The sequence below is a fragment of the Collinsella intestinalis genome, from assembly GCF_902501455.1.
Lineage (GTDB): Bacteria > Actinomycetota > Coriobacteriia > Coriobacteriales > Coriobacteriaceae > Collinsella > Collinsella intestinalis.
Window position 1 is genome coordinate 61,440 of the sequence record NZ_CABWIC010000001.1, and the last position, 25,044, is coordinate 86,483.

General features: G+C 63.9%; 22 protein-coding genes. 3 read left to right on the top strand and 19 right to left on the bottom strand.

The window, feature by feature from the left end; all coding sequences use genetic code 11:
• Nucleotides 1–71: 71 nt before the first annotated feature.
• The 3 genes from ftsH to tilS are packed head-to-tail and all read right to left on the bottom strand — an operon-like array spanning nt 72 to nt 4,488.
• The gene (gene ftsH / locus AOBCEHNH_RS00275) at nt 72–2,315 is read right to left on the bottom strand and encodes an ATP-dependent zinc metalloprotease FtsH (RefSeq protein WP_152062726.1); all 2,244 of its coding nucleotides are present in this window, start codon (nt 2,313–2,315) and stop codon (nt 72–74) included.
• 1 nt (nt 2,316) lies between these two features.
• Entirely contained in the window at nt 2,317–2,865 is a 549-nt protein-coding gene (gene hpt, locus AOBCEHNH_RS00280; protein WP_006723843.1) for a hypoxanthine phosphoribosyltransferase, read from the bottom strand.
• Between the two features lie 57 nt (nt 2,866–2,922).
• On the bottom strand, nt 2,923–4,488 hold the full coding sequence (tilS, locus tag AOBCEHNH_RS00285) for a tRNA lysidine(34) synthetase TilS (RefSeq protein WP_370739220.1): 1,566 nt from the start codon (nt 4,486–4,488) through the stop codon (nt 2,923–2,925).
• Between the two features lie 112 nt (nt 4,489–4,600).
• Between tilS and AOBCEHNH_RS00290 the strand changes: the two genes are divergently transcribed.
• On the top strand, nt 4,601–5,485 hold the full coding sequence (locus AOBCEHNH_RS00290; protein WP_193221123.1) for an MBL fold metallo-hydrolase: 885 nt from the start codon (nt 4,601–4,603) through the stop codon (nt 5,483–5,485).
• A 157-nt stretch (nt 5,486–5,642) separates the two neighbouring features.
• Here the strand turns inward: AOBCEHNH_RS00290 and AOBCEHNH_RS00295 are convergent, their stop codons facing one another.
• The 6 genes from AOBCEHNH_RS00295 to AOBCEHNH_RS00320 form a co-directional block, all read right to left on the bottom strand.
• Nucleotides 5,643–6,074, bottom strand: coding sequence for an Hsp20/alpha crystallin family protein (locus tag AOBCEHNH_RS00295; protein WP_118104086.1), 432 nt, complete (start codon nt 6,072–6,074; stop codon nt 5,643–5,645).
• A gap of 191 nt (nt 6,075–6,265) precedes the next feature.
• The gene (locus tag AOBCEHNH_RS00300; RefSeq protein WP_006723856.1) at nt 6,266–6,976 is read right to left on the bottom strand and encodes a cytidylate kinase-like family protein; all 711 of its coding nucleotides are present in this window, start codon (nt 6,974–6,976) and stop codon (nt 6,266–6,268) included.
• 118 nt (nt 6,977–7,094) lie between these two features.
• On the bottom strand, nt 7,095–7,733 hold the full coding sequence (locus tag AOBCEHNH_RS00305; RefSeq protein WP_152062728.1) for an amino acid ABC transporter permease: 639 nt from the start codon (nt 7,731–7,733) through the stop codon (nt 7,095–7,097).
• 3 nt (nt 7,734–7,736) lie between these two features.
• Complete coding sequence (locus tag AOBCEHNH_RS00310; RefSeq protein WP_152062729.1) at nt 7,737–8,522, bottom strand: amino acid ABC transporter permease; 786 nt, start codon at nt 8,520–8,522, stop codon at nt 7,737–7,739.
• Nucleotides 8,523–9,473 (bottom strand): transporter substrate-binding domain-containing protein, encoded by a 951-nt coding sequence (locus AOBCEHNH_RS00315; RefSeq protein ID WP_226803162.1) that lies wholly within the window; start codon nt 9,471–9,473, stop codon nt 8,523–8,525.
• A 15-nt stretch (nt 9,474–9,488) separates the two neighbouring features.
• Nucleotides 9,489–10,220: an amino acid ABC transporter ATP-binding protein gene (locus AOBCEHNH_RS00320; RefSeq protein ID WP_152062730.1), complete on the bottom strand. Its 732-nt coding sequence runs from the start codon at nt 10,218–10,220 to the stop codon at nt 9,489–9,491.
• A gap of 195 nt (nt 10,221–10,415) precedes the next feature.
• On the opposite strand from AOBCEHNH_RS00320, the gene AOBCEHNH_RS00325 reads away from it, so the two are divergent.
• A complete protein-coding gene (locus tag AOBCEHNH_RS00325) occupies nt 10,416–11,360 on the top strand; it encodes a zinc dependent phospholipase C family protein (RefSeq protein WP_152062731.1) in 945 nt (314 codons plus the stop codon).
• A gap of 254 nt (nt 11,361–11,614) precedes the next feature.
• On the opposite strand, the gene AOBCEHNH_RS00330 is transcribed toward AOBCEHNH_RS00325, so the two are convergent.
• From AOBCEHNH_RS00330 to serS, 4 genes are all read right to left on the bottom strand, one after another.
• Entirely contained in the window at nt 11,615–12,847 is a 1,233-nt protein-coding gene (locus tag AOBCEHNH_RS00330) for a DUF362 domain-containing protein (protein WP_193221125.1), read from the bottom strand.
• Nucleotides 12,848–12,952: 105 nt separating this feature from the next.
• Entirely contained in the window at nt 12,953–14,509 is a 1,557-nt protein-coding gene (locus tag AOBCEHNH_RS00335) for a Mur ligase family protein (RefSeq protein ID WP_152062732.1), read from the bottom strand.
• Nucleotides 14,510–14,661: 152 nt separating this feature from the next.
• Nucleotides 14,662–15,846: an FprA family A-type flavoprotein gene (locus tag AOBCEHNH_RS00340; RefSeq protein ID WP_006723865.1), complete on the bottom strand. Its 1,185-nt coding sequence runs from the start codon at nt 15,844–15,846 to the stop codon at nt 14,662–14,664.
• Between the two features lie 151 nt (nt 15,847–15,997).
• Nucleotides 15,998–17,290, bottom strand: coding sequence for a serine--tRNA ligase (gene serS / locus AOBCEHNH_RS00345; protein WP_006723866.1), 1,293 nt, complete (start codon nt 17,288–17,290; stop codon nt 15,998–16,000).
• A 174-nt stretch (nt 17,291–17,464) separates the two neighbouring features.
• On the opposite strand from serS, the gene AOBCEHNH_RS00350 reads away from it, so the two are divergent.
• Nucleotides 17,465–17,635 carry a DUF6724 family protein gene (locus AOBCEHNH_RS00350; protein WP_193221126.1) on the top strand — a complete coding sequence of 57 codons (171 nt, stop codon included), beginning with the start codon at nt 17,465–17,467 and terminating at the stop codon, nt 17,633–17,635.
• Nucleotides 17,636–17,730: 95 nt separating this feature from the next.
• On the opposite strand, the gene tsaD is transcribed toward AOBCEHNH_RS00350, so the two are convergent.
• From tsaD to acpS, 6 genes are read right to left on the bottom strand one after another with little or no spacing between them, the layout of a single operon-like run.
• Complete coding sequence (gene tsaD / locus AOBCEHNH_RS00355) at nt 17,731–20,166, bottom strand: tRNA (adenosine(37)-N6)-threonylcarbamoyltransferase complex transferase subunit TsaD (RefSeq protein WP_152062733.1); 2,436 nt, start codon at nt 20,164–20,166, stop codon at nt 17,731–17,733.
• 53 nt (nt 20,167–20,219) lie between these two features.
• Entirely contained in the window at nt 20,220–20,729 is a 510-nt protein-coding gene (gene tsaE, locus AOBCEHNH_RS00360; protein WP_152062734.1) for a tRNA (adenosine(37)-N6)-threonylcarbamoyltransferase complex ATPase subunit type 1 TsaE, read from the bottom strand.
• A gap of 2 nt (nt 20,730–20,731) precedes the next feature.
• Nucleotides 20,732–21,412 carry a uracil-DNA glycosylase gene (locus tag AOBCEHNH_RS00365; protein ID WP_152062735.1) on the bottom strand — a complete coding sequence of 227 codons (681 nt, stop codon included), beginning with the start codon at nt 21,410–21,412 and terminating at the stop codon, nt 20,732–20,734.
• A gap of 46 nt (nt 21,413–21,458) precedes the next feature.
• Complete coding sequence (gene alr / locus AOBCEHNH_RS00370) at nt 21,459–22,610, bottom strand: alanine racemase (protein WP_152062736.1); 1,152 nt, start codon at nt 22,608–22,610, stop codon at nt 21,459–21,461.
• Nucleotides 22,611–24,218: an NAD(P)H-hydrate dehydratase gene (locus AOBCEHNH_RS00375; protein ID WP_152062737.1), complete on the bottom strand. Its 1,608-nt coding sequence runs from the start codon at nt 24,216–24,218 to the stop codon at nt 22,611–22,613.
• 5 nt (nt 24,219–24,223) lie between these two features.
• Nucleotides 24,224–24,784, bottom strand: a complete 561-nt coding sequence (gene acpS / locus AOBCEHNH_RS00380; protein WP_152062738.1) for a holo-ACP synthase — start codon at nt 24,782–24,784, stop codon at nt 24,224–24,226.
• Nucleotides 24,785–25,044: the final 260 nt, after the last annotated feature.

The window sequence follows — 25,044 nt, forward strand, 5'->3', positions numbered from 1 at the left end:
TTGGCGCAGGCAAAAGCAATGTGCTGGCGGGCACATATCGCACCGCCAGCACATTGTGTCACATCGATAAATTACGAATCGCTCCGGGGACATTCGGCGCCCTCGTCGGACTCGGCATCCGCACCACACTCGGCATCCTCGTCGCCCCCGGGATTTCGATCCCCCGCGACGGCAGCTTGCGCGAACGCGGCGGCCTCTGCGGCGATTTCCTCGTCGCTCTGGCGCGGCTTGGCGCGACGGGCGCGCTCGGCATCCACCACGGCCGGATCGGCACCGTTGGCGGCAGCGTCGTTGCGGGCCTCCTTGGCGGCGACGATATCGCCCTCGCGCTCAAGGTAGGCATCCCACTCATTGTCGAGCAGGGCGGTCACGGCATCGCCCTCGACCGTCTCGCGCTCGAGCAGGACGCGGGCCATGAGGTCCATCTGCTCGCGCCGGGCGGAGATGATCTCCACCGCGCGCTCGTGGGCCTCGCGCATGATGCGCTGGACCTCGGCGTCGATGCGGCGCGCCGTCTCCTCGGAGTAGTCCTGATGGTCGGCGTAATCGCGACCCAGGAACACCTGGTGCTGCGCCTCGCCGAACACCTGCGTACCGAGCTCATCGCTCATCCCTAAGCGCGTGACCATCTCGCGGGCCATCTTGGTGGCGCGCTCCAGATCGTTGCTCGCACCGGAGGTGATGTCGTCGCACATGAGCTCCTCGGCAACACGGCCGCCCAGGAACACGGCGAGGTCGTCGAGCATCTCGCGGCGAGACTTGAGGAAGTGGTCCTCGGCGGGCAGCTGCATCGTGTACCCGAGCGCCTGGCCTCGGCTGATGATCGAGATCTTGTGCACCGGATCGGAGTTCTCGAGCACATGACCCACCAGGGCGTGACCACTCTCGTGGTAGGCGATGATGCGGCGCTCGGTCTCGGTCATCACGCGGCTCTTGCGCTGCGGGCCCGCCATGACGCGCTCCATGGACTCCTCGATCTCGTCCATCGAGATGAGGGAGCGGTTGCGGCGGGCGGTAAGTAGCGCGGCCTCGTTGAGGAGGTTCGCCAGATCGGCGCCGGCAAAACCAACGGTGAGCTGGGCGAGCTTCTCAAAGCTGACATCGGTGTCGAGGGGCTTGTTCGCGGCGTGCACGCGCAGGATCTGCTCGCGGCCGCGCACATCGGGGCGGTCCACCGTGATCTGACGGTCGAAACGGCCCGGGCGCAGCAGCGCCGGGTCGAGGACATCGGGTCGGTTGGTGGCGGCGATGAGGATCACGCTCTCGTTCTCCTCGAAGCCGTCCATCTCGACGAGCAGCTGGTTGAGCGTCTGCTCGCGCTCGTCGTGGCCTCCGCCCAGGCCGGCACCGCGCTGACGGCCGACCGCATCGATCTCGTCGATGAAGATGATCGAAGGCGACTGCTCCTTGGCGTTCTTGAAGAGGTCGCGCACGCGCGAGGCGCCCACACCCACGAACATCTCGACGAACTCGGAACCGGAGATGGTGAAGAACGGCACGCCCGCCTCGCCGGCGACGGCCTTGGCCAGCAGGGTCTTGCCGGTGCCGGGGGGACCGACCAGCAGCACGCCGCGCGGAATCTTGGCGCCGAGCTTGCGGAACCGCTCGGGATCGGCCAAAAAGTCGCGGACCTCCTCGAGTTCCTCAACCGCCTCATCGATGCCGGCGACGTCCTTGAACTTGACGTTGGGACGCGTGACCTCGGTCGTCTTGGCGTTCGTCTTGCCGAACTGCATCGCCTTGTTGTTGGCACCGGTCATCTGGCGCATGAAGTAGAACATGACAAAGATGAGCAGGCCGGTGGGCAGAATCGCCACCAGCAGGTTCATCAGCATGTCGGGGTCCTCGGTGTCCACTTTGTACGTGGTCTTGGGGTGGGCGGCCATGAGCTCTGCCAGGGCATCGGAACCCACATAGGTGGAGGAGAAGCGCTCAAGGTTGTCCTCGGTCTTCTTCTCGCCCTCGGGCCAATAGGCGCCCTCGACCGTGCCATCGAGCACCGTGTAGGTCGCCTCGTCGACGCGGTTGGCCTCCACGGCGGCCACGAACTCGCTCGTGGCCAACTCGGCGGGCTTGTCGCCAAGACCCGCCCCGCGGCCCAGATTCCAGAAAAGGGAACCCACGAGGATGCAGGCGATGGCAAGGTAGATGTAGTTCGTGCGGCTCGGGCCAGTCGGACGGTTGGAGCCGCCGGCGGCCGGATCTCCGTTCACGCCACCGGGAGGCGTGGGGCCCTGACCATTCGAACCGGCGCCGCCGCCCTCGGCCATGAGGGTGGCGGCGCCCAGAATGCACTCGTCGTTGCAGTCGGTCATGCTACGCGTAGACCTCCGGCTTGAGGATGCCCACGTACGGCAGGTTGCGGTAGCGCTCGGCATAGTCCAGGCCGTAGCCGACCACGAACTCGTCCGGGCAGTGGGTACCCACGTACTTGGGATCGATGGCGGCCTGCTTGCCCTCGACGTCCTTCCACAGGAAGGTGCAGACCTCCAGCGAGGCCGGGCCGCGGCTGGCGAGATTGGCCATGAGATACTTGAGGGTGAGGCCGGAGTCGAGGATGTCCTCGACGATCAGGACGTCGCGGTCCTTGATGTCGATGTCGAGGTCCTTGATGATGCGGACGGTACCGGAGGACTTGGTGCCGTTGCCGTAGCTGGACACGGCCATGAAGTCGATGGCCAGATCGGTGTCGATGGCGCGCATCAGGTCGCCCATGAACACGACGGCACCGCGCAGAACGGCGATGAGGACCAGGTCCTTACCCTTGTAATCCTCGGAGATCTGAGCGCCCAGGCGCTTGACCATATCCGCAATGTCCTCCTCGGAGAACAGGACCTTCTCGACATCAGGATGCATCGTTTCCATGACTTCCCTTTCACATGCATGTACAAGATGGTTGAAGCATACCCGCATTCGGGGACGCTACACGTCGCCAATGGGACGAATCGTTAATTTTACCAGCATAGAGCTAGTAGGGGTGCACTTGAAGCGCTCGTCCGCACGAACTCCCGCGACCCACGCGATCGCGCCCCCCGGAGAGCTGCGCACAACCGGGACGCCCGCGCGCTCGGCAAGCGGGACGCGAGCCTCGTTGATGAGGTCGGAGAGCTTCTTGCTACGCCCCTGCATCCCCAAGGGGCACATCACGTCGCCCGCCGCCGGGCCGTCCACCCACAGGCGGACGCCGTCCGTCCCTCCCTGGGCTGCCGAAGCGCCCCAACGCTGGTCCTCGGCGAGTCGTTGCAGGTCGCGCGATGCATATCCCAGCGCCGCAGCGTCGATCACGGCCACCGTTCCGCCACCCGCCTCGGCGCTGAGCCCACGGGCAAGGCTGACGGCGTCGTGTCCCTCGGGGACTCGGACGAACGCGCTCTCAAGCACCCGACCGCCCGCGACGACCATGGAGCCGGGAACGGGCAGCCAACCGGTCGCCGCGCGCTCGCGCTCAGTGGGGGTGCGGAAGGAGAGCGTACCGAACTCGATACGCGCGTCGACGCCCTCGGGCAGGGCGACCGAACCCTCCCCCGCCGCCACGCAAGCGAGCACCGCCTCGACATGGCGCATCTCCAAACGGGCCTCAGGCGCGATCCTCTTCACCGCCAGGCGTACCATGCGGCGGGCGATGGCAACCTCTGCCGCGGCGAGGCGGGCGGCGTCCAGCACGACGAGGCCCGCCCCTTCGCGCCGCGTGCAGCTGCGCAGCGCGGTCGCCGCGAGCTGGGACATGAAGGCGTCCTCATCGCCCAGGATGTCGCAGGCCGCGCCCACGCTGCGCGCCACGCCGGGATTGCGCTCGGCGGCGAGCGGCATCAGGCGATGGCGCACAAAGTTGCGCAGGTAACTCGTATCCCGATTGCTCTCATCCTCACGCCAGGGCTGACCGGCGACCTGCAGATAGCGCACAAGCTCGCCGTGCGTGCGGTCCATCAGGGGGCGGACGATGATGTTGCGGCGTCGCGGAATGCTCGAAAGGCCCGCGGCGCCCGAACCCTTGATGGCGTTCATGAAGAACGTCTCCGCGCGATCGCTCGCCGTGTGCGCGGTGAGGATGCGCGCCGCGGTGCGGGGCGTGCCGGATTGCTGCGAGAGCTCGCGCACGTAGCGGCGCGCCGCGGCGTAGCGCACATCGCGCGCGGCCGCCTCGAGGTTGCGCCCGTCCAAATCGGCGAAGTGGGCGTGCTCCACGCACAGGGGCAGCCCCAAGCACTCGCACAAATCGCGCACAAAGGCCTCGTCGCCGTCGGAGGCTTCACCCCGAAGATGGTGGTTCACATGCAGAACGTGCAGCCGCTCACGGGCAATACGGGCGCAGCCGCGCCCGTCGTCGATGTCGAGCTCGCCGGTGCAGGCCATCAAGGCCAACGCCGTTGAGTCCGCACCTCCTGATACCATGAGGACCACCGGCGCCGCGAGGGCTTGCCCCCGCTCGCCCGCTGCACGCGCATGCAGCGCGTGCCCGGACCCATATCTTTGTGAAACCGTTGGCATGTATCGCCTTTCGCGACGGGCGGCGACGATTCTGCCCGTCATTTCCACGTGTGCGGCACCGCGTGCGGCACGCTCATCTCATCCGCCTTGTATTGTACTGATTGGACCAGACATGACCCACTCCACAAGCGCATCCCCAGCCGAGCAGCGCACGCCTGGCGCAGACGCCAAAAGCGAGCGTCGGCACGCCCTGCACCTTCACATCCTCGGCAGCGGCTCGCGCGGGAACTGCGCGCTGGTGGAAGGGCCCGAGGGGCTCATCATGATCGACAACGGTTTTGCACGCTGCAAGGTCCTCGACCGCATGCACGAGCTGGGACTCGACGAGCGCGATGTGCGGGCGCTCATCCTCACGCACGAGCACACCGACCATGTGAGCGGCATATCCGTGTGGGTCAAGATCTTCAACGGCCCCCTGTTTGCCAGCGAGGGCACGGTGGATGGACGCAAGTACCTCAGCTGCCTCGATTTTGAGACCTTCACCCCCGGGGACGCCCTCGAGGTCGCAGGCGTGCGCATCGAGACCTTCCCCACCTCGCACGACGTGGTGAACCCGGTGGGATTCCGCTTCTCATGCGCGGGCGACGCGATTGGCTACGCCACCGATACGGGCATGTTGCCACCGCGCGCCATGGAGCTGCTGGCGGATGCGCGCATCCTCGCACTTGAGAGCAATTACGACACGCAGATGCTCCGCTGCGGCCCCTATCCGCGCCACCTGCAGGACCGCATCGCCTCCGACCGCGGGCACCTCTCCAATGCGCAGGCCGCCGAGGCCCTGTCCGCCCTCGTGAGCGAGCGCACGGAGCATGTGGTGGCCATGCACATCTCCCAGGAGAACAACCGGCCGAGCCTGGCGGTGCGAGCGCTCGCCGCGGCCATCGGCGCCGAACTCGACAACGAGCTCGGCTCGAGCGCCACGCTCAGGCGCCCGGGCGATACCGCCGACCTTCACATCCGCCCCGCCGGCCAGAACCGCCCCTTCTCCGTCCTGTAGCACCCGAGGCCGACGGGGGCTGCCATGGCGTCGCGCGACTGGGTACCCGCCGATCGCCCTCCAACGCCGGCAGCAGGCCGGGCCCGACACACAAAACGCCCCCGGCGGCCGATTGGGGCGCCGGGGGCGTAGCAAGAAGGCAGTATGCGGGACCTCACTAGTCGATTGCGATCTTGGTGACGTTCTTCTTCTCCACGAACTTGGGAACCGTGACGGTCAGCACGCCGTCGGCGAACGTGGCGGACAGGCCCTCGCAAGCCGCATCCTTGAGATAGACGCCGCGCGTGGCGGAGTACGCGGTGAACTCGCGCTGGAGGTAGTTCTTGTTCTTGTCCTCCTCCTTCTCCTCGACGGTCACGGAGATGGACAGGCGGCCCTCATTGAGCTCGACGTCCAAATCATCCTTGGTGACGCCGGTGAGATAGGCCTTGACCTCGTAGGAATCACCCTTGTCCTCGACGTCGATAGGGAACGCCTTGGTGGCGAGAGCGGTGCGCGGAATGTCCATCATGTCGTCGAAGATGTCGAACAGAGAGTTGGTGGACACGGGGAGGACGCCATAACCCTGACGATACGGAACCATAGCCATACTCGATCACTCCTTCGTGATACGCGTGGGGCACTATGCCCGCACGCCTCGCGCGCGCCCTGCGGGGTGCGTGCCGTTGTTTGACACTCACGTTATGCCCGCCGCGCGCAAGGCTATTCACATCAGCTCAAGTTTTTTAAGCGTCACATTGTCATCAAATCTAAGTCTGAATGACTAAGGTCTATCTCCGCCTATCCGAGGTCCCCGGTTTCGAGCTCGCCGGCGGCAACGGACACGGGGTCCTGACCAACCTCGGCGAGCTTGAAGCGATACGCGGCGGCAATCACGTCGACGCACCCCTGGCGACCAAGCTTGGCTCGGTTGACCACGATGTCTTTGCCGTCCGTCATCTTCCACTTGCCGGCAGAGTAGCGCTTGTAAAACGCCTCTCGGGCATGCTGCATCTCGCGCACGAGCTTGGCACCGGCGCGCTTGTCCAGGCCGCGCTTGGCGCGCACGATCTCGACGCGGGCATCGAAGGGGGCGGTCACGAGCACCGCGATGTGATTGGGATTGTTGCGAAGCAGGTAGTCGGACAGACGCCCCTCGATAATGCAGCTACGCGTGGCGGCAAGATCGACGATCACCTGGGCCATCGATTTGAACAGGCGGTCGGAAATGGTGCGCGAATCCGCGCGATCGGGCAGGAACGCCATGAACTCGGCAGCCATACGCTCGTCGTAGGCGGCCACCTTGTCGAGCGCCTCGCCGCTGCGCGCAGCGGAACGGACCAGCAACTCGTTATCGTAAAGCGGGATGCCCAACTCCATGGAGAGCATCTTGCCGATCTCGTGGCCCTCGGCACCGTAATCGCGCGCGATGGTGATCACGACGGGCTGACCGGCGCGCACCTCCTGCGCCGCCGCGATCCTGCGCTCGTGCATATCTTTCAGAAAACCCATTGCTACCTCCCGGGTACGAAGGGTTTGCGTTTGATGGTCGGCGGAAACGGGCCCATGGCGCGGGCACCGTAGAAAATGCGCCGCCCACCCTCATGGGCCGGCGACGCCTCTTTTGGCCCTATGCGGCCGCAACCTTGCGCTGATAACGACGAACCAGCAGCGAGATGCCGAAGTTCAGGGCAAAATACAGCGCGAACACGAAGCCGTACAGCATGAGCACCTGGTCGAGCGAGACGGCATGAGCCATCACGACATTGGTGGTGTACATGAACTCGGCAACGTTGATACCGGACAGGTAGGAGCTGTCCTTGATGACCGTCGTGCACTGACCGAACAGTGCGGGCGTGATGATGCGGAAAGTCTGCGGCAGAATGATGTAGCGCATCGTGGCAAAGAAGCCAAAACCCTGGCTCTGCGCCGCCTCGAACTGCCCGGCGGGCACGGCGTTCAGGCCCGCACGCACGATCTCGGCCATGACGGCGCTCGTGAACAACGTGAACGCGAGCGTCGAAATGAAGATGTCGATGCCCTGCACGGTGAAGTAGATGAACAGGATCCACAGCAGGTTGGGCGTGCAGCGGAACAGCTCGATGTAGGCGCTCACGAGCCAACGGCAGGGACGGGGGCCGTAGCTCTTGACGAGTGCGAGCGCCGTGCCGACCACGACGGAGCAGATGATGGACAGCACCGAGATCTCGATGGTCTTGATAAAGCCGCCCAGGATGTAGACGAGGTTCGTCGCGTTGAAGATCTCCATCGCTTACGCCTCCTTTCCAGCGGTCGCAGGCCGTACAGCACCCTCGGGCGAAGACCCCGCCGCATCCGTCACACCGGGGATGACCTTGGCGCGCGGGCGGGCCTTGCTGCGGCGCTCGAGCCACTGGCCGAGCATGGCGATCGGGAAGCAGATGATGAAGTACATGAGACAGCAGACGATATAGCCCTGCAGGAACCCGTACAGACTCACGAAGTTGTCGGAGCGGTACATAAGGTCACCGCCGGCCACCAGCGCCAGCACAGAGGTGTTCTTCACCAGGTTGAGCGCCTGGTTGCACAGGGGCGGCAAGATGATCTTGAACGTCTGGGGCAGCACGATGTAGGCGTAGGTCTGCAGGCGCGAGAAGCCCTGGCTCTGAGCGGCCTCCATTTGACCGCGCGGCACGGCCTCGATGCCCGTGCGGATGACCTCGGCCACATACGCCGCGTGATAGAGGCCCACGCCAAGAGCGCCCAACACGAACGGCGCGATGCGCACGGGCTGGGCAGCGCCCGTCATGACCTGCAGGAACTGCGGGCCGGCCATGTACATGAACAGCACCTGCACCGGCAGCGGCGTGTTCTGATAGAACTCGACGTACACGCGGGAGATGCCGCGCAAGATACGCGAACGCGTGGTGGAGAACACGCCAAGCAACGTACCCAGCAGCAAGGCCAGGGCCAGGCCCGCGGCGACGACCTTGAGGGTCACGCCGAAGCCCTCCCAAAACGGCCCCATATTCTCAAATGTCAGCGCCCAGCGCCGGGGATCGAGCAGTCCCTCGAGCATTTACACCAACCCCCACTTCTCGATCTCGGCATCGAGCCAGCCGCTCGCCGCGCAAGCGCGCACGCACTCGTCCACGACCGTGGACAGGTCGCTGCCCTTCTTGGTGGCAACGCCGTAGTTCTGCTCGCCGAACTTCACCTCGGGCTCGAGCAGCTCGACCGTCTCGTTCATGTATCCGGCCAGCGTGGAGCGGTCCATGGCGAAGCAATCGATATTGCCCGCATCCAGCGAGCTCTTGATGATGGGGTACCCCGAGAACGCGAGGAACTCGGGGCGCGCATCGATACCCTCGTCCTTGAGCATCTGCTCGATGAGGCCCTGGGTGGTCGCGCCCTGGCTCACACCGATGATTCGCCCGTCGAGGTCGGCGATGCGCGTGAAGCCGCTGCGCTTCTTCACCATGAGGCCCACGTAGTCCGTGCGGTAGGGCGTGGAGAAGTCCCAGCTCTCAATGCGCTCGGGCGTGATGGTGTAGGTCGCGCACACCACGTCGAGCTGATCGTTGTCGATGAGCGGACCGCGGGTCTTGGGCGTGACGTCGGTAAAGGAGACAAGTTCGCGCTCACGCGCCTCGTCATAGGTCATGTCGAAGACAGCCGCCGCGATCTGATAGCACAGGTCGATCTCCATGCCCGCATAGGTGCGGGCGGCGGGGTCGTAGTATCCGTATCCGGGAACGTCCTTCTTCACACCAGCGTTGAGCTTCCCACGCGCCTTGATGGCGGCGAGCTTAGAGCCGGGGGCGCTCGCCGGCGCAGAACCGGTTTCGGAGCCCGCACCGGCACCGCAGCCGGCAAGGACGCCCGCCCCCGCAAGGGCCGCCGTGGCGACAAGACCCCGAAGCACCGATCGACGGCTCGGGCACCTGCCGTCGGCACCAGGGGCGAATGGCGAGGCGGCGAAGCGGGTTCCGTCGCCGGGAGCCCGCATGAGTTCCTTCTTATATCGCATTTGCATCCCCTCGCTCTAATGCAGGATCTTCGCGAGGAAGTCGCGACAGCGGGGGTTCTCGGGGTTCTCGAAGAAGTGCTCCGGGGAGCCCTGCTCCAGGATGTGACCATCGTCCATGAAGATGACGCGGTCGGCGACCTGGCGCGCGAAGCCCATCTCATGCGTCACGCAGATCATGGTGATGTTCTCCTGTGCGAGCTCGATCATGACGTCGAGGACCTCCTGGACCATCTCGGGATCGAGAGCGGAGGTCGGCTCGTCGAACAGGATGATCGGCTGCTTGGTGCACAGCGCGCGGGCGATGGCGACGCGCTGCTGCTGGCCGCCGGAGAGGTTCTGGGGAAACTCGCCGGCCTTGTGCGCCAGGCCGACGCGCTTGAGCGCGACCATGGCGGCCTGAGTCGCCTCCTCCTTGGACTTCTTCTGCAGCTTGATGGGTGCGAGCGTGAGGTTGCCGAGCACCGTCATATTGGGATACAGGTTGAACTGCTGGAACACCATGGAGCTGTACGTGCGGGCCATCTCCAGGTGGTTCTTCTTGGTAAGCGGCGTGCCGTCGATGATGACCTCGCCACTAGTGGGCTCCTCGAGATAGTCCACACAGCGGATGAGCGTCGACTTACCGGAGCCGGACGGGCCGATGATGACGACCTTCTCCCCTTCTTCGACCGTGAGGTCAATGTCCTTCAGGACGTGAAGGTCGCCGAAATATTTGTTCAGGCCGCGGATTTCGATCATATTTGCCATGCATTCCCCCCTCGATATATGTGACAAGTGCTTGTTATACCTTATTTTCGCAGGTAAGCGCAACGTTTTGCATTTCGAAACCATTTCGATACTGCGAAATCCGACCTCGAAAGCCGGGTCGGACGCCGCCCCGAAATCCAGCCCGAAAGCTGGGCATAATATGCGACAGTTGCACGCACTTCAAAGGAGACACGCATGCCCGCATTGATCACCCATCGCCTGTTCGGCGAGGAGAGCATCGAGCGCCTGCCCGAGGGAATCATCACGAATGAGGACGAGCTCGCTGCGTTCCTGCTCGCCAACCAGGGCCCCGACCCGTTCTTCTTCCGCTTCAGGACCCCGAACATGGGGACCTGTATGGAGCTCGCACGCGTCATGCACCGCAGCCGCATGTCCCGCCAGTTCGCCGCGCTGCGCGAAGGCGTCTCGCGCCTGCAGCCCTCCGATTCCGGTGTGGGCCGCGCCTGGACGCTGGGCATGCTCTCCCACTACGTGCTCGACCGCAACGCGCACCCCTTCGTCTACGCGCAGCAGTGGGGCATCCAGGAGGCTGACCCCGACCTCACCGGCGCCGGCAGCCAAGTGCACGCCGTGATCGAGAGCGACCTCGACCTGCTCATGCTGCAGCTCAAACGCAACGGCGCCACTATCGCCGAATTCCCGCCCGTGGGCGAGGTCTCCAGCAATCCGCGCATCGACAAGGTCGCCGGAGCGCTCGTGAGCTTCATGGCAAAGAGCGTCTACGGCATGGATGTTGCCGCCAACGAATACGGCGGGGCCGTGGCGGACATGCAGCTCGTCTACCGCCTGATCGAACCCGCGGGGTCCATGCGCTCCGATGTGCTCGGTCGCCTCGAGAGCCTGGTGAGCGACTACTCCCTGCTGCAGTCCCTCGCCCACCGCATCACCACCGAAACCCCCTCCGCATGCGGCAACCTGGAGCACAAGCCCTGGCGCAACCCGTTCTCCGAGACCGAGAGCACCGAGGCATTCCCCGATGTCTTTGACCGCGCCTTGGACGATTACGCCCAGGCGGCCTGTCGCTTCATCGAAACCGGTGACATGGGGGCCGTGACCGAGCATGTGAACTATTCCGGACGCCCCCTCGACGCGAACGAGGAGTTCGACCGCGAAGAATAGCGTCTCAGAAAGCCCGGTCGGGCGCTCTGCAAACGCCGGGCACCCCCAACGCCGGTCCCCCCGCAAACGCCGCCCACCGCAAACGCCGGTCCCTCCGCAAACGGCAGAGCCCATGTCATCTCACCCAGAAGCGGTCGTGATTTGCCTCCGTGCAACAGCCAGGCAAATCACGACCATCTCCATGTCTTCAGGTCCAAGATCCCGGCTCGGAACCCGAGCCCCTGGCTCCAGATCCCGGGCACCAAACGCCCGGGCTACTTCACCTCGATGAGCTCATATTCGCTCGTACCGAGGCCGATCTTCTCGCCGTGCTCGATCATGGAGCGCCAATTGGTATCGGGGTGCGTCATGTTGAGGTGATCGTGCTCACAGCGCTCGGGAACCTCGCCCGCCGCCTCGAGCTTGGCACGCATCTCGGTCAGCTCGGTATCGGGCATCGCGGGCATGGCGAGCGCCATGTCGATGCACGCCTGATCGATAGCCACGGGATCGAAGCTCGCGAACATGCCGATATCGGGCACGATGGGCGTGTCATTCTCTGGATGGCAATCGCAGTTGGGGCTCACGTCGATGGCGAGCGAGATGTGAAAGCTCGGACGATCCTGCACGACGGCCTGCGTGTACTCGGCGATCTTGTAGTTGAGCACGTCGGCGGCGGCACCGTAATCGGGCTCGATGGCATTCTGATTGCACGCGCCGATGCAGCGTCCGCATCCCACACAGCGATCATGGTCGATGCGCGCCACGGGAGATTCGACCACACGCCCGTTCTTGAGCGTGCGCTCGCGCGTCGTGGGGAAACTCACGGCGCCATGCGCGCAGATGCGCTCGCACGCGCGGCATCCGATGCACTTGGCCTCATCCACACTCGGCTTGCCAGCCGCGTGCTGTTCCATCTTGCCGGCGCGGCTGCCGCCTCCCATGCCGAGGTTCTTCATACAACCGCCAAAACCCGCCTGCTCGTGTCCCTTGAAATGCGTAAGCGAGATCACGATATCGGCGTCCATCAGGGCGTGGCCGATCTTGGCTTCCTGCACGTACTCCCCGTTTTTCACCGGAACGAGCGTCTCGTCGGTACCCTTGAGGCCGTCGGCGATGATGACCTGGCAGCCGGTGGCATACGGCGTGAAACCGTTCTGGTACGCACAATCGATGTGCTCGAGCGCGTTCTTGCGGCTGCCCACGTACAGCGTATTGCAGTCGGTGAGGAAGGGCATGCCGCCGAGCTCCTTCACCACGTCGGCAACGGCACGTGCATAGTTGGGACGCAGGAAGGAGAGGTTCCCCAGCTCGCCAAAGTGAATCTTGATGGCAACGAACTTATTCTCGAAGTCGATCTGCTCGATGCCGGCACGGCGGATGAGGCGCTTGAGCTTGTCGAGCTGGCTCTCGCGGCCGTGCGTGCGCAAGTTGGTGTAATACACCTTGGCAGGCTCGGCCGTAAAATCGGCTCCCATGGGAGCGGCGGTGGCAGGCGAATCGGCCATGAGTCCTCTTTCTCTCAGACAAACATCTCGGTCATTCTCGATTGTACGACTGGCGGCCCGCCGGGGAGCCGCCACAAAACCGGCGTTCGGGCGGGCGCAGAGCACCTAGACGTGCTCGCGCTCCCAGTCCGCCAAGGCGCGGCGCAGCTGATCGCCGTCGGGCTCATACGGCTCGCGCACACCGTGGCGAAGCATAAACGGGTCGTTGCCCTTACCCGTCACGATCACGACGGCGGGGCCGTGCGTCTCGTTCACCGCGGTGCGTATGGCCTCGCTTCGATCGAGCACGACCTGCCAGCTCTCGTTGCCCTGCGCGCTCACGGCGCGAGCGATGGCGTCACAGATGAGGGCGGGGTCCTCGGGACCGGGATCGTCCTCGGTAATAACGATGCGATCGGCGAGCTTTCCGGCCGCCTCCCCCATGGTCTCGCGGCGATCGACGCCCTTGCCGCCCGTTGCACCGAACACCACGGCGAACTCGCGGTCGGGATAGCTCGCGCGCAAATCGCGCAGGAGCGTCTCGAGGCTCATGCCGTTATGAGCGTAATCGACCACACCCATGATGCGGCCGCTCTCGCTCGGATACAGCTCCATGCGACCGGGCGCGTAGGCCCGGGAAAGGCCCGTCTCAATCGCGTCGGCCGAGATTCCCAGCGCCTCGGCGCACGCGATGGCGCCCAGAGCGTTGCTCAAGTTGAACACCGCGGGTGAGGGAATCATGAGCTCGCGGGCGAACCGCGGCGTACGCACCGTCGCGCGGATGCCGCGCTCGGTGCGGACATAGGACGGCACAAACACATCGGCCGCCGCGTCCTCGAGCGAATAGGTAAGCACGCGCTCGACCGTACGTGAGGCATGGGCGACGGCGAGCGCCCGCTCGGCCACGTCCATGTCGAGATTCACCACGGCCACGCGGCAGCGCTCGAACAGCAGCAACTTGCTCTCGAGATAATCTTCGAGCGTGGGGTGCTCGATGGGAGAGATGTGGTCCTCGCCGAAATTCGTGAACGCACCCACGGCAAAGTCCACCCCGAGGGTGCGGCGGAACTTGATGGCCTGGCTCGACGCCTCCATGACCACGTGCTCGCAACCCACGCTGCCGGCGTTGGCGAACCGCCGCTCGAGCTCGAAGGACTCGGGCGTGGTAAGTAGCGAATCGCCGCGCTCGACGCCGTCATCGTACTCGACTCCCGTCAGCAGGGCCGGAACGGAGCGTCCCATCTCGCGTGCATGCTCGGACAGAATCGAGCGCAGGTAATATGCGCTCGTGGTCTTGCCCTTGGTGCCCGTGAAGGCGCACACCTTCACCCGGCCGGAAGGATGGTCGTATGCGGCATCGGCGAGCAGCCCGAGCGCCGCGCGGATATCGTTCACCAGCACGCGCGGAACCTCATGCCCCACCTCGCCGTCGACCTCGTAATCGACCTCGGACACATAGGCAACCGCACCGGCAGCGAGCGCCTGCAGCAGGTACTCGCGCCTGAACGCAGCGCCCTTGCACACGAACAGCGTCCGCGGCACCACGCGCCGGGAATCATCGGTCGCATATGCGATCTCGATCCCACGAGCCTCGTCGCGCACGTCCTCGAGCACGATGCCCGCATCGGCGAGCACATCGGCATACGAACCCAGACTCCTGGTCATCTGCAGCGTATCCACCATTGAAGCTCCTTGTGTACGAACCGCACACCGGTTTTACACCGGGCGGTGATGAATCCGATTGCTCGCCCGCAAGGCGTCGCTCTGGCAAAAAGGGCGACCCCGCGGGGCCGCCCCTCAAAAACTCGAGACGGGCACGAGCCACCTGCCCGACATCACGCGCGGGCGGCCTCGATCATCTTGCGAACGGTGCCCTGCAGCTCGGCGAGGTTCTCCTCGGAAGGCACCCACTGCTGCGCCACGACCGGCACGGGCAGCTGGAACTTGGCGTTCTCGAGCTCAGCGTACACCTGCTTGGGGCCGAGCGGAGCCCAACCATACGAGCCGAACGCCAGACCGATACGCTGCTCGTTCTTGGGCGAAAGGCCGCGCATGTACGTGAGGAAGCTCGCCACGGTAGGCAGCATGTTGGAATTGAGCGTGGGCGAGCCGACAGCCACGTACTTGGCATCGCACATGTAGAGCATGATGTCGGAGATATGCGTGCTCTTAACGTCGATGAGCTGGGCGGAGATACCCTCGGCGATGAAGGCATCGCAAATCTCACGCGCCATGGACTCGGTGGAGTGCCACATGGAATCGAACACCACGACGGCCTTCTCCTGCGTCTGGTACGTGGTCCACTCCTCGTATTTGGCGATGATCTCGTCGATGTGGGAGCGCCAAATGCAGCCATGGCTGGGGGCGATCATCTTGAGCTCGAGACCCTTGACCGCGGCAAGCGCGCGACCGGCCTGCATGCCGTACGGCCACACGATGTTGGCGTAGTACTTCTTGGCCTGCTTCATGACCTCGCACATATCGTTCTCGTCGTCGAAGCGCTTGGTGGTGGCGAAATGCTGGCCGAACGCGTCGTTTGAGAACAGGATCTTATCGACGTCGGAGTACGTGACCATGTTGTCGGGCCAATGGACCATCGGAGTGGTCACAAAGCTCAGGGTGCGCTCGCCGATGCAGAGGGTGTCGCCCGTCTTCACGGGCGTTGCCTCGATGCCGAAGTGGGCGCGGAGCTCGTTGACGCCGGCACCGGCGGAAGCGTAGATCTCGGCATTGGGGGCGATTTTATGGATCACGGGCAGGGAGCCGGAGTGATCCATCTCAACATGGTTGGTAATGACCACATCGATCTTGGCGGGGTCGACGACTTGCGAGATACGCTGCACAAGCTCATCGGCAAACGTCGCCTTGCACGTGTCGATCAAGGTGATCTTCTCGTCCATGATGAGGTAGGCGTTATAGGTGATGCCGCGCTCGGTGGTGTAGCCGTGGAACAGGCGCTCGTTCCAATCGATGCCGCCAACCCACCAAACCTTCGGCGAGATCTCAATAGCGTTCAGCATGTCGGTTCCTCTCTCCCATGCAACGCGATGTGTTCATCCAAGCATCATATCACGGGCGCAATGCACCACGATGCACCTGCGCCTCATACGCAAGACGCCCGCCCGGATACACGAGCGGGCGTCCATAAGGGTCACCGTAATCTATGCGGCCTTACGCCAGCGGCTCGATGCGCTCGATGCCGCCCATGTAGGGGCGCAGCACCTCGGGCACCGTGATGGAGCCGTCGGCGTTCTGGTAGTTCTCCATGATCGCGGCCATGGTGCGACCGGTGGGCAGGCCGGAGCCGTTCAGGGTGTGCACAAAGCGCTGACCCTTGAAGTTCTCGGGGTCGCGGTACTTGATGTTCGCGCGACGGGCCTGGAAGTCACCGCAGTTGGAGCAGGAGGAAATCTCCTTGTACGCGTTGTAGCTCGGCAGCCAAACCTCGATGTCGTAGGTCTGACGGGCGGAGAAGCCCAGGTCGCCAGTGCACAGGGAGATTACGCGATACGGCAGGCCGAGCTGCTGCAGGATGAACTCGGCCTCGGCCACCATGCTCTCGAGCTCGTCATCGGACTCCTCGGGCTTGGCGAACTTGACCATCTCCACCTTGGTGAACTGGTGCTGACGGATGATACCGCGGGTATCGCGACCGGCAGAACCGGCCTCCTCGCGGAAGCACGGGGTACCCGCGGTGTAGCGCAGCGGGAGCTGGGAGGCGTCGAGTACCTCGCCGGCGTGCAGGTTGGTGAGGGCGACCTCGGCGGTGGGGATCAGGAACTGGTCCTCGCCGGTGTGATAGGCGTCATCCTCGAACTTGGGCAGCTGGCCGGTGCCGTACATGATCTCGCGGTTGACGATGACCGGCGGGATGAACTCGGTGAAGCCGCGGGAGATATGCGTATTCAGGAAGAAGTTCTGCAGCGCACGGTCGAGCGTGGCGCCGGCACCGGAGAGCACGGTGAAGCGAGCGCCGGAAAGCTTGGCGCCGCGGTCGAAGTCCAGGATGCCGGTCTCGGCACCCAGGTCCCAATGGGCCTTGGGCTCAAAGCCCTCGGCGGCGAAATCGCGGGGTTCGCCCACGCGACGGCGCTCGGGGTTCTCGTTCTCATCCTTGCCCACGGGCGTGACGTCGGCCGGGATGTTGGGGATGCGGGCCATGAAGTCGGAGACCTCGGCGTCGAGTTCGGCACGGCGCGCGCCGAGCACCTCGATCTTCTCGTTGACCTGACGAACGGCGTCCTTGGCAGCCTCAGCCTCGTCGCGCTTGCCCTCCTTCATGAGGACGCCGATCTTCTTGGACTCGGCGTTGCGGGTGGCCTGCAGATCCTCGACCTCTGCGATGACGGAGCGGCGCTCCTCATCGAGCGCGAAGAAGCGCTCACGGTCCCAGGAGCCCTGACGGTTCGCCATGGCGGCGTCGAGCGCCTCAGGGTTCTCGCGAACAAATTTGATGTCGAGCATAGTCCCTCCGTGTTCACATCTCTCATAAAACTATCGCCGCGAGCCGAGCTATCCCGACCGCGGCGCGGCGACTCATCGCGGGGAAATCGCGATGCGATGCATGTTGGTGCAGTGCAAGTATATACTGGTGAGCGTATTTCGCCATGTATTCCAGCAAGAAAGCAGGACAGCGCAATGGATCAGGTCTTCAACTTCCTCTTCGGCACCCGCCTGGGCGTCGGCGTCTTGTTCTTCGCGGGCATCGTCATCTTTGGCATCGCCGCCTTCATCCTGGAAAAGCGCACCCACAAGATGTACGTCGACCGCGGCCCAAAGGGCGATGACGAGGACGGCTTCTGGAACTAGCCCCTTGCATCGTGCCGGCCCCTCGCGTCGCAATATGGCCCCCATCAGCAAACTTCACGCTGATGGGGGCCTCATCTATCGTTTGAACCCGTGGCCTACAAGGTCATGTTCGGGTCGGCGTCCACCGTGAACTCGGCGAACTCCCCACGCAAAAACTTCTCGCGCGCGACCACCGCGATCATAGCGGCGTTGTCGGTGCACGCGTTTTGCGGGGGCACCGTCACACGGATGCCCTGGCGACCGAGCTTCTCAATCATCATCTGACGCAGATGCGGGTTTGCCGCCACACCACCGCCGATGCAGTACTCGCGCGCACCCGTCTCCCGCAGGGCGCACTTGGCCTTCTTGTACTGCACGTCGAACACGGCGGCCTCGAAGGAGGCGGCCAGGTCGGGCAGGTGGATGGCGCGACCGGCCGCCGTCTCCTGCTCGATGTAGAGCGTGACCGCGGTCTTCAGGCCGGAGAGCGAGAAGCGGTAGTCTCCGCGGCTGTTGAGGGCGCGCGGGAAGTCGATGGCCTTGGGATTACCGTCTTCCGCCAAGCGCGAGATGATCGGACCGCCGGGATATCCGAGGCCCAGCGCCTTGGCAACCTTGTCAAAAGCCTCGCCCACCGCGTCGTCGAGCGTCTCGCCCAAGACCTCGTAATCACCCCAGGCGCGCACGTGCACGAGCATGGTATGTCCACCCGAGACGAGCGTGAAGATGAACGGCGGCTCCAAGTCGGGGGTGGTGAGCTTGTTGGCGAACAGGTGCCCCTCGAGGTGATTCACGCAGATGAGCGGCTTGTCGGCCGCAAGCGCAAAGCCCTTGGCGAACGCCACGCCCACCACAAGCGCGCCCACCAGACCGGGTCCCTGGGTCACACCAACCGCTGCAAGCTCGGCAGGGGCGATGGCCCCGCCCGCCAAACCGAGGCTCTCGGCAGCTTCCTCCAGCGCAGCATCCACCACACCGACAATGACCTCCACGTGCTTGCGCGAGGCGATCTCGGGAACCACGCCGCCAAAGCGAGCATGAAAATCGATCTGGGTCGACACCTGGTTTGCCAACAGGTTGCCCTCGGCATCCACGATGGCCACAGCCGTCTCGTCGCAAGAGCTCTCGATAGCGAGGATGAGTTGGCGGCGCTCGATCTCGGCCGCCTCATCGGCCGTGCGCGAGGGCGCCGGCAACGGCCACTCACGCGCCAAGGCGGCCGTGGGCTCCGGCGATGCAGCGTCCACGGGCAAAACCAGCGGCAGCGAAGCGCGCATCACATGCGCATCGCGACCGGCCCCGTAGTACCCGCGGCGACAACCGACCCGCTCGAATCCCAAATTCGCATAGAGAGCGCGGGCGGATTCGTTGTCGGCCTCCACCTCGAGCGAGGCGCTCGTGCAGCCGAGCATCTGCGCATCGTAGCTCACATGCGCGAGAAGCTTGCGCGCGATACCCTCGCGCCTATGTGCGGGTGAAACGGCAACGTCGAGGATCTCGACGTCTTTATCGACCACCATGCCGCCGGCAAAGCCGATCAACTCGCCGTTGTCATGGGCGACCCACCAGGAGCGGGCGGCCGCGGCGCCCTCGGAAAGCTCCGCCAAGAACAGGTTCGCGCTCCACGGCTCGTGCCCCGCACCCTCGAAGCACTCGCGCTCGAGCACGGCCATGGCCTCGGCATCGGCTGCGGCCATGGGACGAACCTGCAAGTGGCGTCCGGCGAGCTCGTCGGCCACACCGGTGATGCCCGTGTTCACGCTCTCCGCCAGGCCCAAACGACGACGCTCGTTCTCCTCGGCATCGGAAAGGCGCGTGTACACCGGCAACACCGCCGCCGGGTCCGTGCTGCCCGCAGCGGCCAGGCCTTCGGGGCATGCAGCGGCCAGCAGCACACCCTCACCCGTGGGCCACCACAGCTCGCGAGGAAGGGCGCGCGCCATAAGGCCCGCCTCCTCGAACAGCTTGCCGTAGCGCACCAGTCCGTCGCCGGTGAGCTGCAACTCGTCCGCATCGGCGCGCTCGGCCCACTCCTCCACCGCGGCCGCGGCCTTCACCACGCGCTCGCGCTCGAACATTCGGTGCGGGCCCTCATCATCCAGCGTATACAGCGCAGGGTACACCTCGCCGCGCATGGCATCCGCAGCAACGCCCACCAGACCGCGCGTGCCCGCCTTCCAAGCAGTCCATGCACAGGCGTCGAGCGTCGAAGTCCCCATCAGGGGCACGTTTGCACCGCGGGCAAGACCCTTTGCGGTGGAAATGCCGATGCGCACGCCGGTAAAGGAACCCGGCCCGCGGCCCACGAGGAACCCACCCACGTCGGACATGGACATACCGGCCTCATCAAGGGCCTCGCGCACCGTTTGGACGAGCTCGACGTTCGCCCGCCTGCGGCACAAGTGATCACGGGAGGAGAGGACCTCGACCGAGGCCCGCGAAGGTCTGTCATCGAAGAAGACCTCGGGCGTCCACCACGCCACCGCGCAGGAAAGCATGTCCGTGGAGGTATCGATCGCCACGATCAGCGTCCGCAGTTCGTCTAGTTTCATCTCTCTCGCTCCAAGCGTTCAGGACTCAAGGGGGGCAGATACAAATTGAGATATTAGGCGGCTTCGCCCGCGCGCACCGCATCATCGACGGCGGCAGCCAGGCGCTCTGCACGCGCACCATGGGGCTCGAGCGCAATCTCACGCAGGGACTCATCCCCATCGACGCGCGAGATGATCACGCCCAGATACTCATCGGTCAGCTCGTCCTGGAACTGCTCGCCCCATTCGAGCAGACACGCGCCCTCATACCCCAGCACATCGAAAATACCCGTGTCCTCGAGCTCAAAGGCGTGCTCCAGGCGGTACAGGTCAAAGTGAAACAAAGGAATGCGGCCGCCGTCATGTACGGCCATAAGAGCGAACGTGGGGCTCGTGACGGGATGGCCGTCACCCAAGCCGGCCGAAACGCCCTTGGTGAAGTGCGTCTTTCCCACACCCAGTCCACCCGTCAAAACGAGCACATCGCCGTCCTCCAGGCAGCCGGCGACCAGCTCGCCCAAGTGGACGGTGTCATCCACACCCGCACTTGCATACGCGCGCGGACCCCTATATTCAAGCGCCATAGCTACTCCTCAATCTCCGGAAGCGCATTGGCGGCGGCGTCATTTTCGGGAACAGCCGCACGTGCCGCGTTCAGACCAACGTCGACGGGGTGTTCCGCCAGGTACGCCCCGAGCATGCGGAAGTCCTCCTCGAGCAGCGCCTGCCACGCCGGGTTGCGCAGCGCCGCCGCCGGATGAAACGTCGGCATGACGGTGAAATGACCCATCTGATGAAAACGACCGCGCAGCTTGGTGATGCCGACCTCGGTCTTGAGCACGAAATGGCTCGCCGGGTTGCCCAGCGTGACGATGACATCCGGCCAGATACTGCGAATCTGCTCGCGCAGATACGGCGAACATGCCAATACCTCGTCCGCCTGGGGATTGCGATTCTGCGGAGGACGGCATTTGAGAACGTTGGCGATATAGATGTCCTCGCGTTCGAGGCCCGCAAGGGAGAGGATTCGATTGAGGTTCTCACCGGCACGCCCCACGAACGGCTCACCCCGCAGATCCTCGTTCTTTCCCGGCGCCTCACCCACGAACATCACGCGGGCGCGTGGATTGCCCACGCCAAAGACGATGTTCGTGCGCGTCTGGCAAAGCTGACACGCACGGCAGTCGCCCATGACGGAACGGATCTCATCGAGCGAAACCTCGCGCGGCTTTTGGCCCGTATGTCCGGGAATGTGCATGACACCCATGGCGCTGCCCCCCTATCGTTCGAACGCCGCCCGCAGACGGGCGCCGTTACACGTAAATCTTCTCCAAGCGCATGCCAAAACCGCACGCAAGCTCATAGTTGATGGTCCCGCAAGCCCGGGCCAGCTCGTCGAGCGTGATCTGCGCATCGCCATCACGGCCCACGATCGTCATCAAATCGCCCACCTCGGCCTCCTGCGTCGGGCGCAGCGAGGTCTCGGACACGGCCACCATACATTGGTCCATGCAGATGTTGCCAACCTGACGGATGCGCTCCCCACGGAACAGGACGTCCATGCGATTCGACAGGACGCGCGGCAGGCCATCGGCATACCCGATCGGCAACGTGCACACCTCGACGCGCGTTCGTGGAACCCGGTAGGTGAAACCATAGCCCACACCCTCGCCCATGGCCGGATAGCACGTGTGCGTCACGCGCGCGCGGATGCTCATGACGGGCTCGAGCGGAAGAACAGAGGCGGTGCGCTCGCAGGGTTGAAGGCCGTAGAGGCCGATTCCAGCGCGAATCATATCGAAGTGCATCGCGGGATTGAGCACCGATCCGGGCGTGTTGTCACAGTGCACGATACCGGGGTCGAATCCAGCCTCGCGCAATGCCGAGATCGCCTCGGTGAAACGCTTGCACTGCAGTTGATGATCCCAGCCATCAGGGTCATCGGCGGTCGCGAAATGAGTGAACGTGCCGTCGCACTCCAAGCCCGCATGGAAGTCGACGCTGCGGCGGAAGTCGACGACCTCCGTGCAATGAACGCCGATGCGGTTCATTCCGGTATTGATGGCCATGTGGTACTTGCCCACTCGGCCGAGCGCCGCGGCTCGCTCACCATAGGACCAGGCGAACTCGGGCGAGTATACCGAAGGCATGATGTCATACTCGAGCAAAGTGTCGATGGCGCCCTGCGGGGGCTCGCTCAACAGCAGGATGGGTAGCTTCTGCCCCGCCTCACGCAGCGCCACGCCCTCCAGGACAGTGGCGACGGCAAACATGTCGGCACCCGCCGCATGCATCACCTTGGCGCAATTGGCCACACCGTGTCCATAGGCATCGGCCTTGACCACGCAGCACAAGCGCTGGCGCGGACCAACCAGGCTCTTGAATGCCCTCGTGTTCCTGCGCAGCGCCCCGGTGTCGATCTCGGCCCACGCCCAGCGCGTCGGCGGCTCGTGTAGCGTCTGCATCTATGCTCCCAACTCGATTCCAGCGTCCTTGAGGGCTTCTTCTTCGACAACTCCCATGGCATCACCGATCACGTCGATCAAGTCCGTGGCGATCACGCTGCGTTCGCCCATCGCCGCAGCGGCGATATACCCCGTAAACGAATGGACGGCGACAGAGTAGGCGCACTGCATCTCCCAGCAGTCGACCTCACCGTGGCTGACCGCGACATTGCCGGCGATAATTCCCGCAAGCACGTCACCTGAACCCGCCGTGGCAAGCGAAGCGGGCCCGCTCTTGGGCAGCAGCACGCGCTCGACACCAACAATTGCGGTTCGAGGACCCTTGGCAACCACCACCATGTTGTTCGAACCGGCGGCCCACAGCAGACGTTGCGCCGCGTCAATCGCCGTTCCAAGATCCTCTACCGACTCTCCCCCAACCAGACGAGACAGCTCGCGATAATGCGGGGTAAGAACAAGCGGCGCCTCGCGACGATAGACGTCGGGGGTGGTGTCGATACCACCAATGGCAAGGCGACTCATGCAGTTGAGCGCATCGGCATCAAGGACCAGAGGCACGTCGCTTTTCAGAAGCTCCGTAACCACCTGCATACCGCCGGCTGCAGTCGTCATACCAGGGCCACAAAGGACGCAGTCGAATTTTCCCGCAAGATCGCGTACGGCCGAACCTGCAGCGGCACCGAATGCGCCGCGCGTGTCGGCTGGGATTCCCACCACGGGAATGCTCGGCAGCGCCATGCGAATGAGATTCGCGCACGGATCGGGCGTGGCAACGGTGACATAGCCGGCGCCCGCACGGGCGGCCGCCTTCGCCGCCATAATCGCGGCGCCAGGATACGCCGAAGAACCAGCGACAACCAATACGGAACCACGACTGTATTTGTTCACATGAGCAGGAATCTCAGGGAAGTACTCGATGAGGTCGGCGGGCTCGACGATATCAGCAGCATGCTCGACATCGTCGACGACCTCATCAAGACGATCGTACAGCTCACCGCACAGGATATCACCTGCAAACTCAGGACCCTCGCCGCTATACAACCCGATCTTAGGCGCAAGCATGGTGGCGGTATACGTCGCCTGGACACACGGTCCTTCGACCTCGCCCGTTTCCGCATTCAATCCAGAGGGGACATCGGCCGAAACGACCATCATGTCCATCTCGTTCAGCGTCGGAATCCAAATGGAAAAAGGAGCACGGACAGCACCGCTGAAACCGGTGCCCAGAATGGCATCCACAACGATATCCGCAGGAGCGAGAATATCGACGAGCTCGTCGCGCGACGGTCCAACGACAACGTTGACATCCCTGCCAGCCGTGCGGCGGGCGACGTGGCGCGCAATAGGGCTTTTGATCTCATTGGGCTCGATAGGGCTCACGACGTCGACTGTGACACCCTTTTGACTCAGGATATCAGCGGCGACCCAGCCGTCACCACCGTTATTGCCAAACCCAACCAAGACCACGGCATGATGCGGATGGGCCTTCATCGCAACACTGGCGAGAAATTCACCAGCGTATTCCATGAGGGCGGCCTTAGATGTGCCCTCCTTTTCAATGAGATCTTCGAGGCGAAGCGTCTCCTCGACAGAAAGAACCGGCTTCATACTCGCTACTCCTTATCAGCTTTCAAGATGCTGGGGTCTGGCTCAGAATCACTCTGAGTCAAAAAGTCGACCTCGAAATCCTGCACGCGCTCGAGTTCATCGAGCACGCTGCGCGCTTCTCGAAACGACTGCGCAATAACCTGGCGCTCGGAAATCTTGTCCTCTTTGGGCTTGGGCCTTGATTCGGCAGTGATTGCCAGCGCATTGGCAATAGCGAGATCCCCAGTGAAAGACAAGGAAATAGCGACTTCCTGAACACCAAGACGCTCTGCGACCGCTTGAGCACCGCCAGAAAGAACGGCGATAGGCTTACCATTGGAATCACGTGAGGTACACACATCGTTTCGACCCACGCCCTCTTGGCCAAATCCAGCGCCAAGAGACTTGAGGACAGCCTCGCGTGCGGCAAAACGACAAGCATAATGAGCTGCCGGGCGAGCTGAGGCATCGCAATATGCGCGCTCTTCTTCAGTAAACATTCGTGAGATGAATGAGGGCGTTACATGCATTATGCGCTCCATGCGCGAAATTTCAACGATATCAACGCCAATGCCGGCTTCAGCCATGTGCACCTCCCTGCAAAACCTGAGCGTATAACGTTCCTATTGTAGCCATTGAAGATTGCCTTGCGCCTTCAAGAGCACGCAGAGCGGGATGACACATAAAAAAGGAGCCTTAACGGCTCCATAACCTATCGACATAGCAAAAGAGGGCCCCCGAGGGGACCCCCTTGCGCTCCCGCGCCGGGAAAGCGCGAAAGCCGTCCACCGGTCAGCGGCGCCCTGCTCTCCCACGGGCTGACCCCGCAGTACCATCGGCGCGGTGC

Coding starts and splice junctions, on each gene's coding strand:
- ftsH (WP_152062726.1), bottom strand. CDS start 2,315: ATGACCGACTGCAACGACGAGTGCATTCTGGGCGCCGCCACCCTCATG.
- hpt (WP_006723843.1), bottom strand. CDS start 2,865: ATGGAAACGATGCATCCTGATGTCGAGAAGGTCCTGTTCTCCGAGGAG.
- tilS (WP_370739220.1), bottom strand. CDS start 4,488: ATGCCAACGGTTTCACAAAGATATGGGTCCGGGCACGCGCTGCATGCG.
- AOBCEHNH_RS00290 (WP_193221123.1), top strand. CDS start 4,601: ATGACCCACTCCACAAGCGCATCCCCAGCCGAGCAGCGCACGCCTGGC.
- AOBCEHNH_RS00295 (WP_118104086.1), bottom strand. CDS start 6,074: ATGGCTATGGTTCCGTATCGTCAGGGTTATGGCGTCCTCCCCGTGTCC.
- AOBCEHNH_RS00300 (WP_006723856.1), bottom strand. CDS start 6,976: ATGGGTTTTCTGAAAGATATGCACGAGCGCAGGATCGCGGCGGCGCAG.
- AOBCEHNH_RS00305 (WP_152062728.1), bottom strand. CDS start 7,733: ATGGAGATCTTCAACGCGACGAACCTCGTCTACATCCTGGGCGGCTTT.
- AOBCEHNH_RS00310 (WP_152062729.1), bottom strand. CDS start 8,522: ATGCTCGAGGGACTGCTCGATCCCCGGCGCTGGGCGCTGACATTTGAG.
- AOBCEHNH_RS00315 (WP_226803162.1), bottom strand. CDS start 9,473: ATGCGATATAAGAAGGAACTCATGCGGGCTCCCGGCGACGGAACCCGC.
- AOBCEHNH_RS00320 (WP_152062730.1), bottom strand. CDS start 10,220: ATGGCAAATATGATCGAAATCCGCGGCCTGAACAAATATTTCGGCGAC.
- AOBCEHNH_RS00325 (WP_152062731.1), top strand. CDS start 10,416: ATGCCCGCATTGATCACCCATCGCCTGTTCGGCGAGGAGAGCATCGAG.
- AOBCEHNH_RS00330 (WP_193221125.1), bottom strand. CDS start 12,847: ATGGCCGATTCGCCTGCCACCGCCGCTCCCATGGGAGCCGATTTTACG.
- AOBCEHNH_RS00335 (WP_152062732.1), bottom strand. CDS start 14,509: ATGGTGGATACGCTGCAGATGACCAGGAGTCTGGGTTCGTATGCCGAT.
- AOBCEHNH_RS00340 (WP_006723865.1), bottom strand. CDS start 15,846: ATGCTGAACGCTATTGAGATCTCGCCGAAGGTTTGGTGGGTTGGCGGC.
- serS (WP_006723866.1), bottom strand. CDS start 17,290: ATGCTCGACATCAAATTTGTTCGCGAGAACCCTGAGGCGCTCGACGCC.
- AOBCEHNH_RS00350 (WP_193221126.1), top strand. CDS start 17,465: ATGGATCAGGTCTTCAACTTCCTCTTCGGCACCCGCCTGGGCGTCGGC.
- tsaD (WP_152062733.1), bottom strand. CDS start 20,166: ATGAAACTAGACGAACTGCGGACGCTGATCGTGGCGATCGATACCTCC.
- tsaE (WP_152062734.1), bottom strand. CDS start 20,729: ATGGCGCTTGAATATAGGGGTCCGCGCGCGTATGCAAGTGCGGGTGTG.
- AOBCEHNH_RS00365 (WP_152062735.1), bottom strand. CDS start 21,412: ATGGGTGTCATGCACATTCCCGGACATACGGGCCAAAAGCCGCGCGAG.
- alr (WP_152062736.1), bottom strand. CDS start 22,610: ATGCAGACGCTACACGAGCCGCCGACGCGCTGGGCGTGGGCCGAGATC.
- AOBCEHNH_RS00375 (WP_152062737.1), bottom strand. CDS start 24,218: ATGAAGCCGGTTCTTTCTGTCGAGGAGACGCTTCGCCTCGAAGATCTC.
- acpS (WP_152062738.1), bottom strand. CDS start 24,784: ATGGCTGAAGCCGGCATTGGCGTTGATATCGTTGAAATTTCGCGCATG.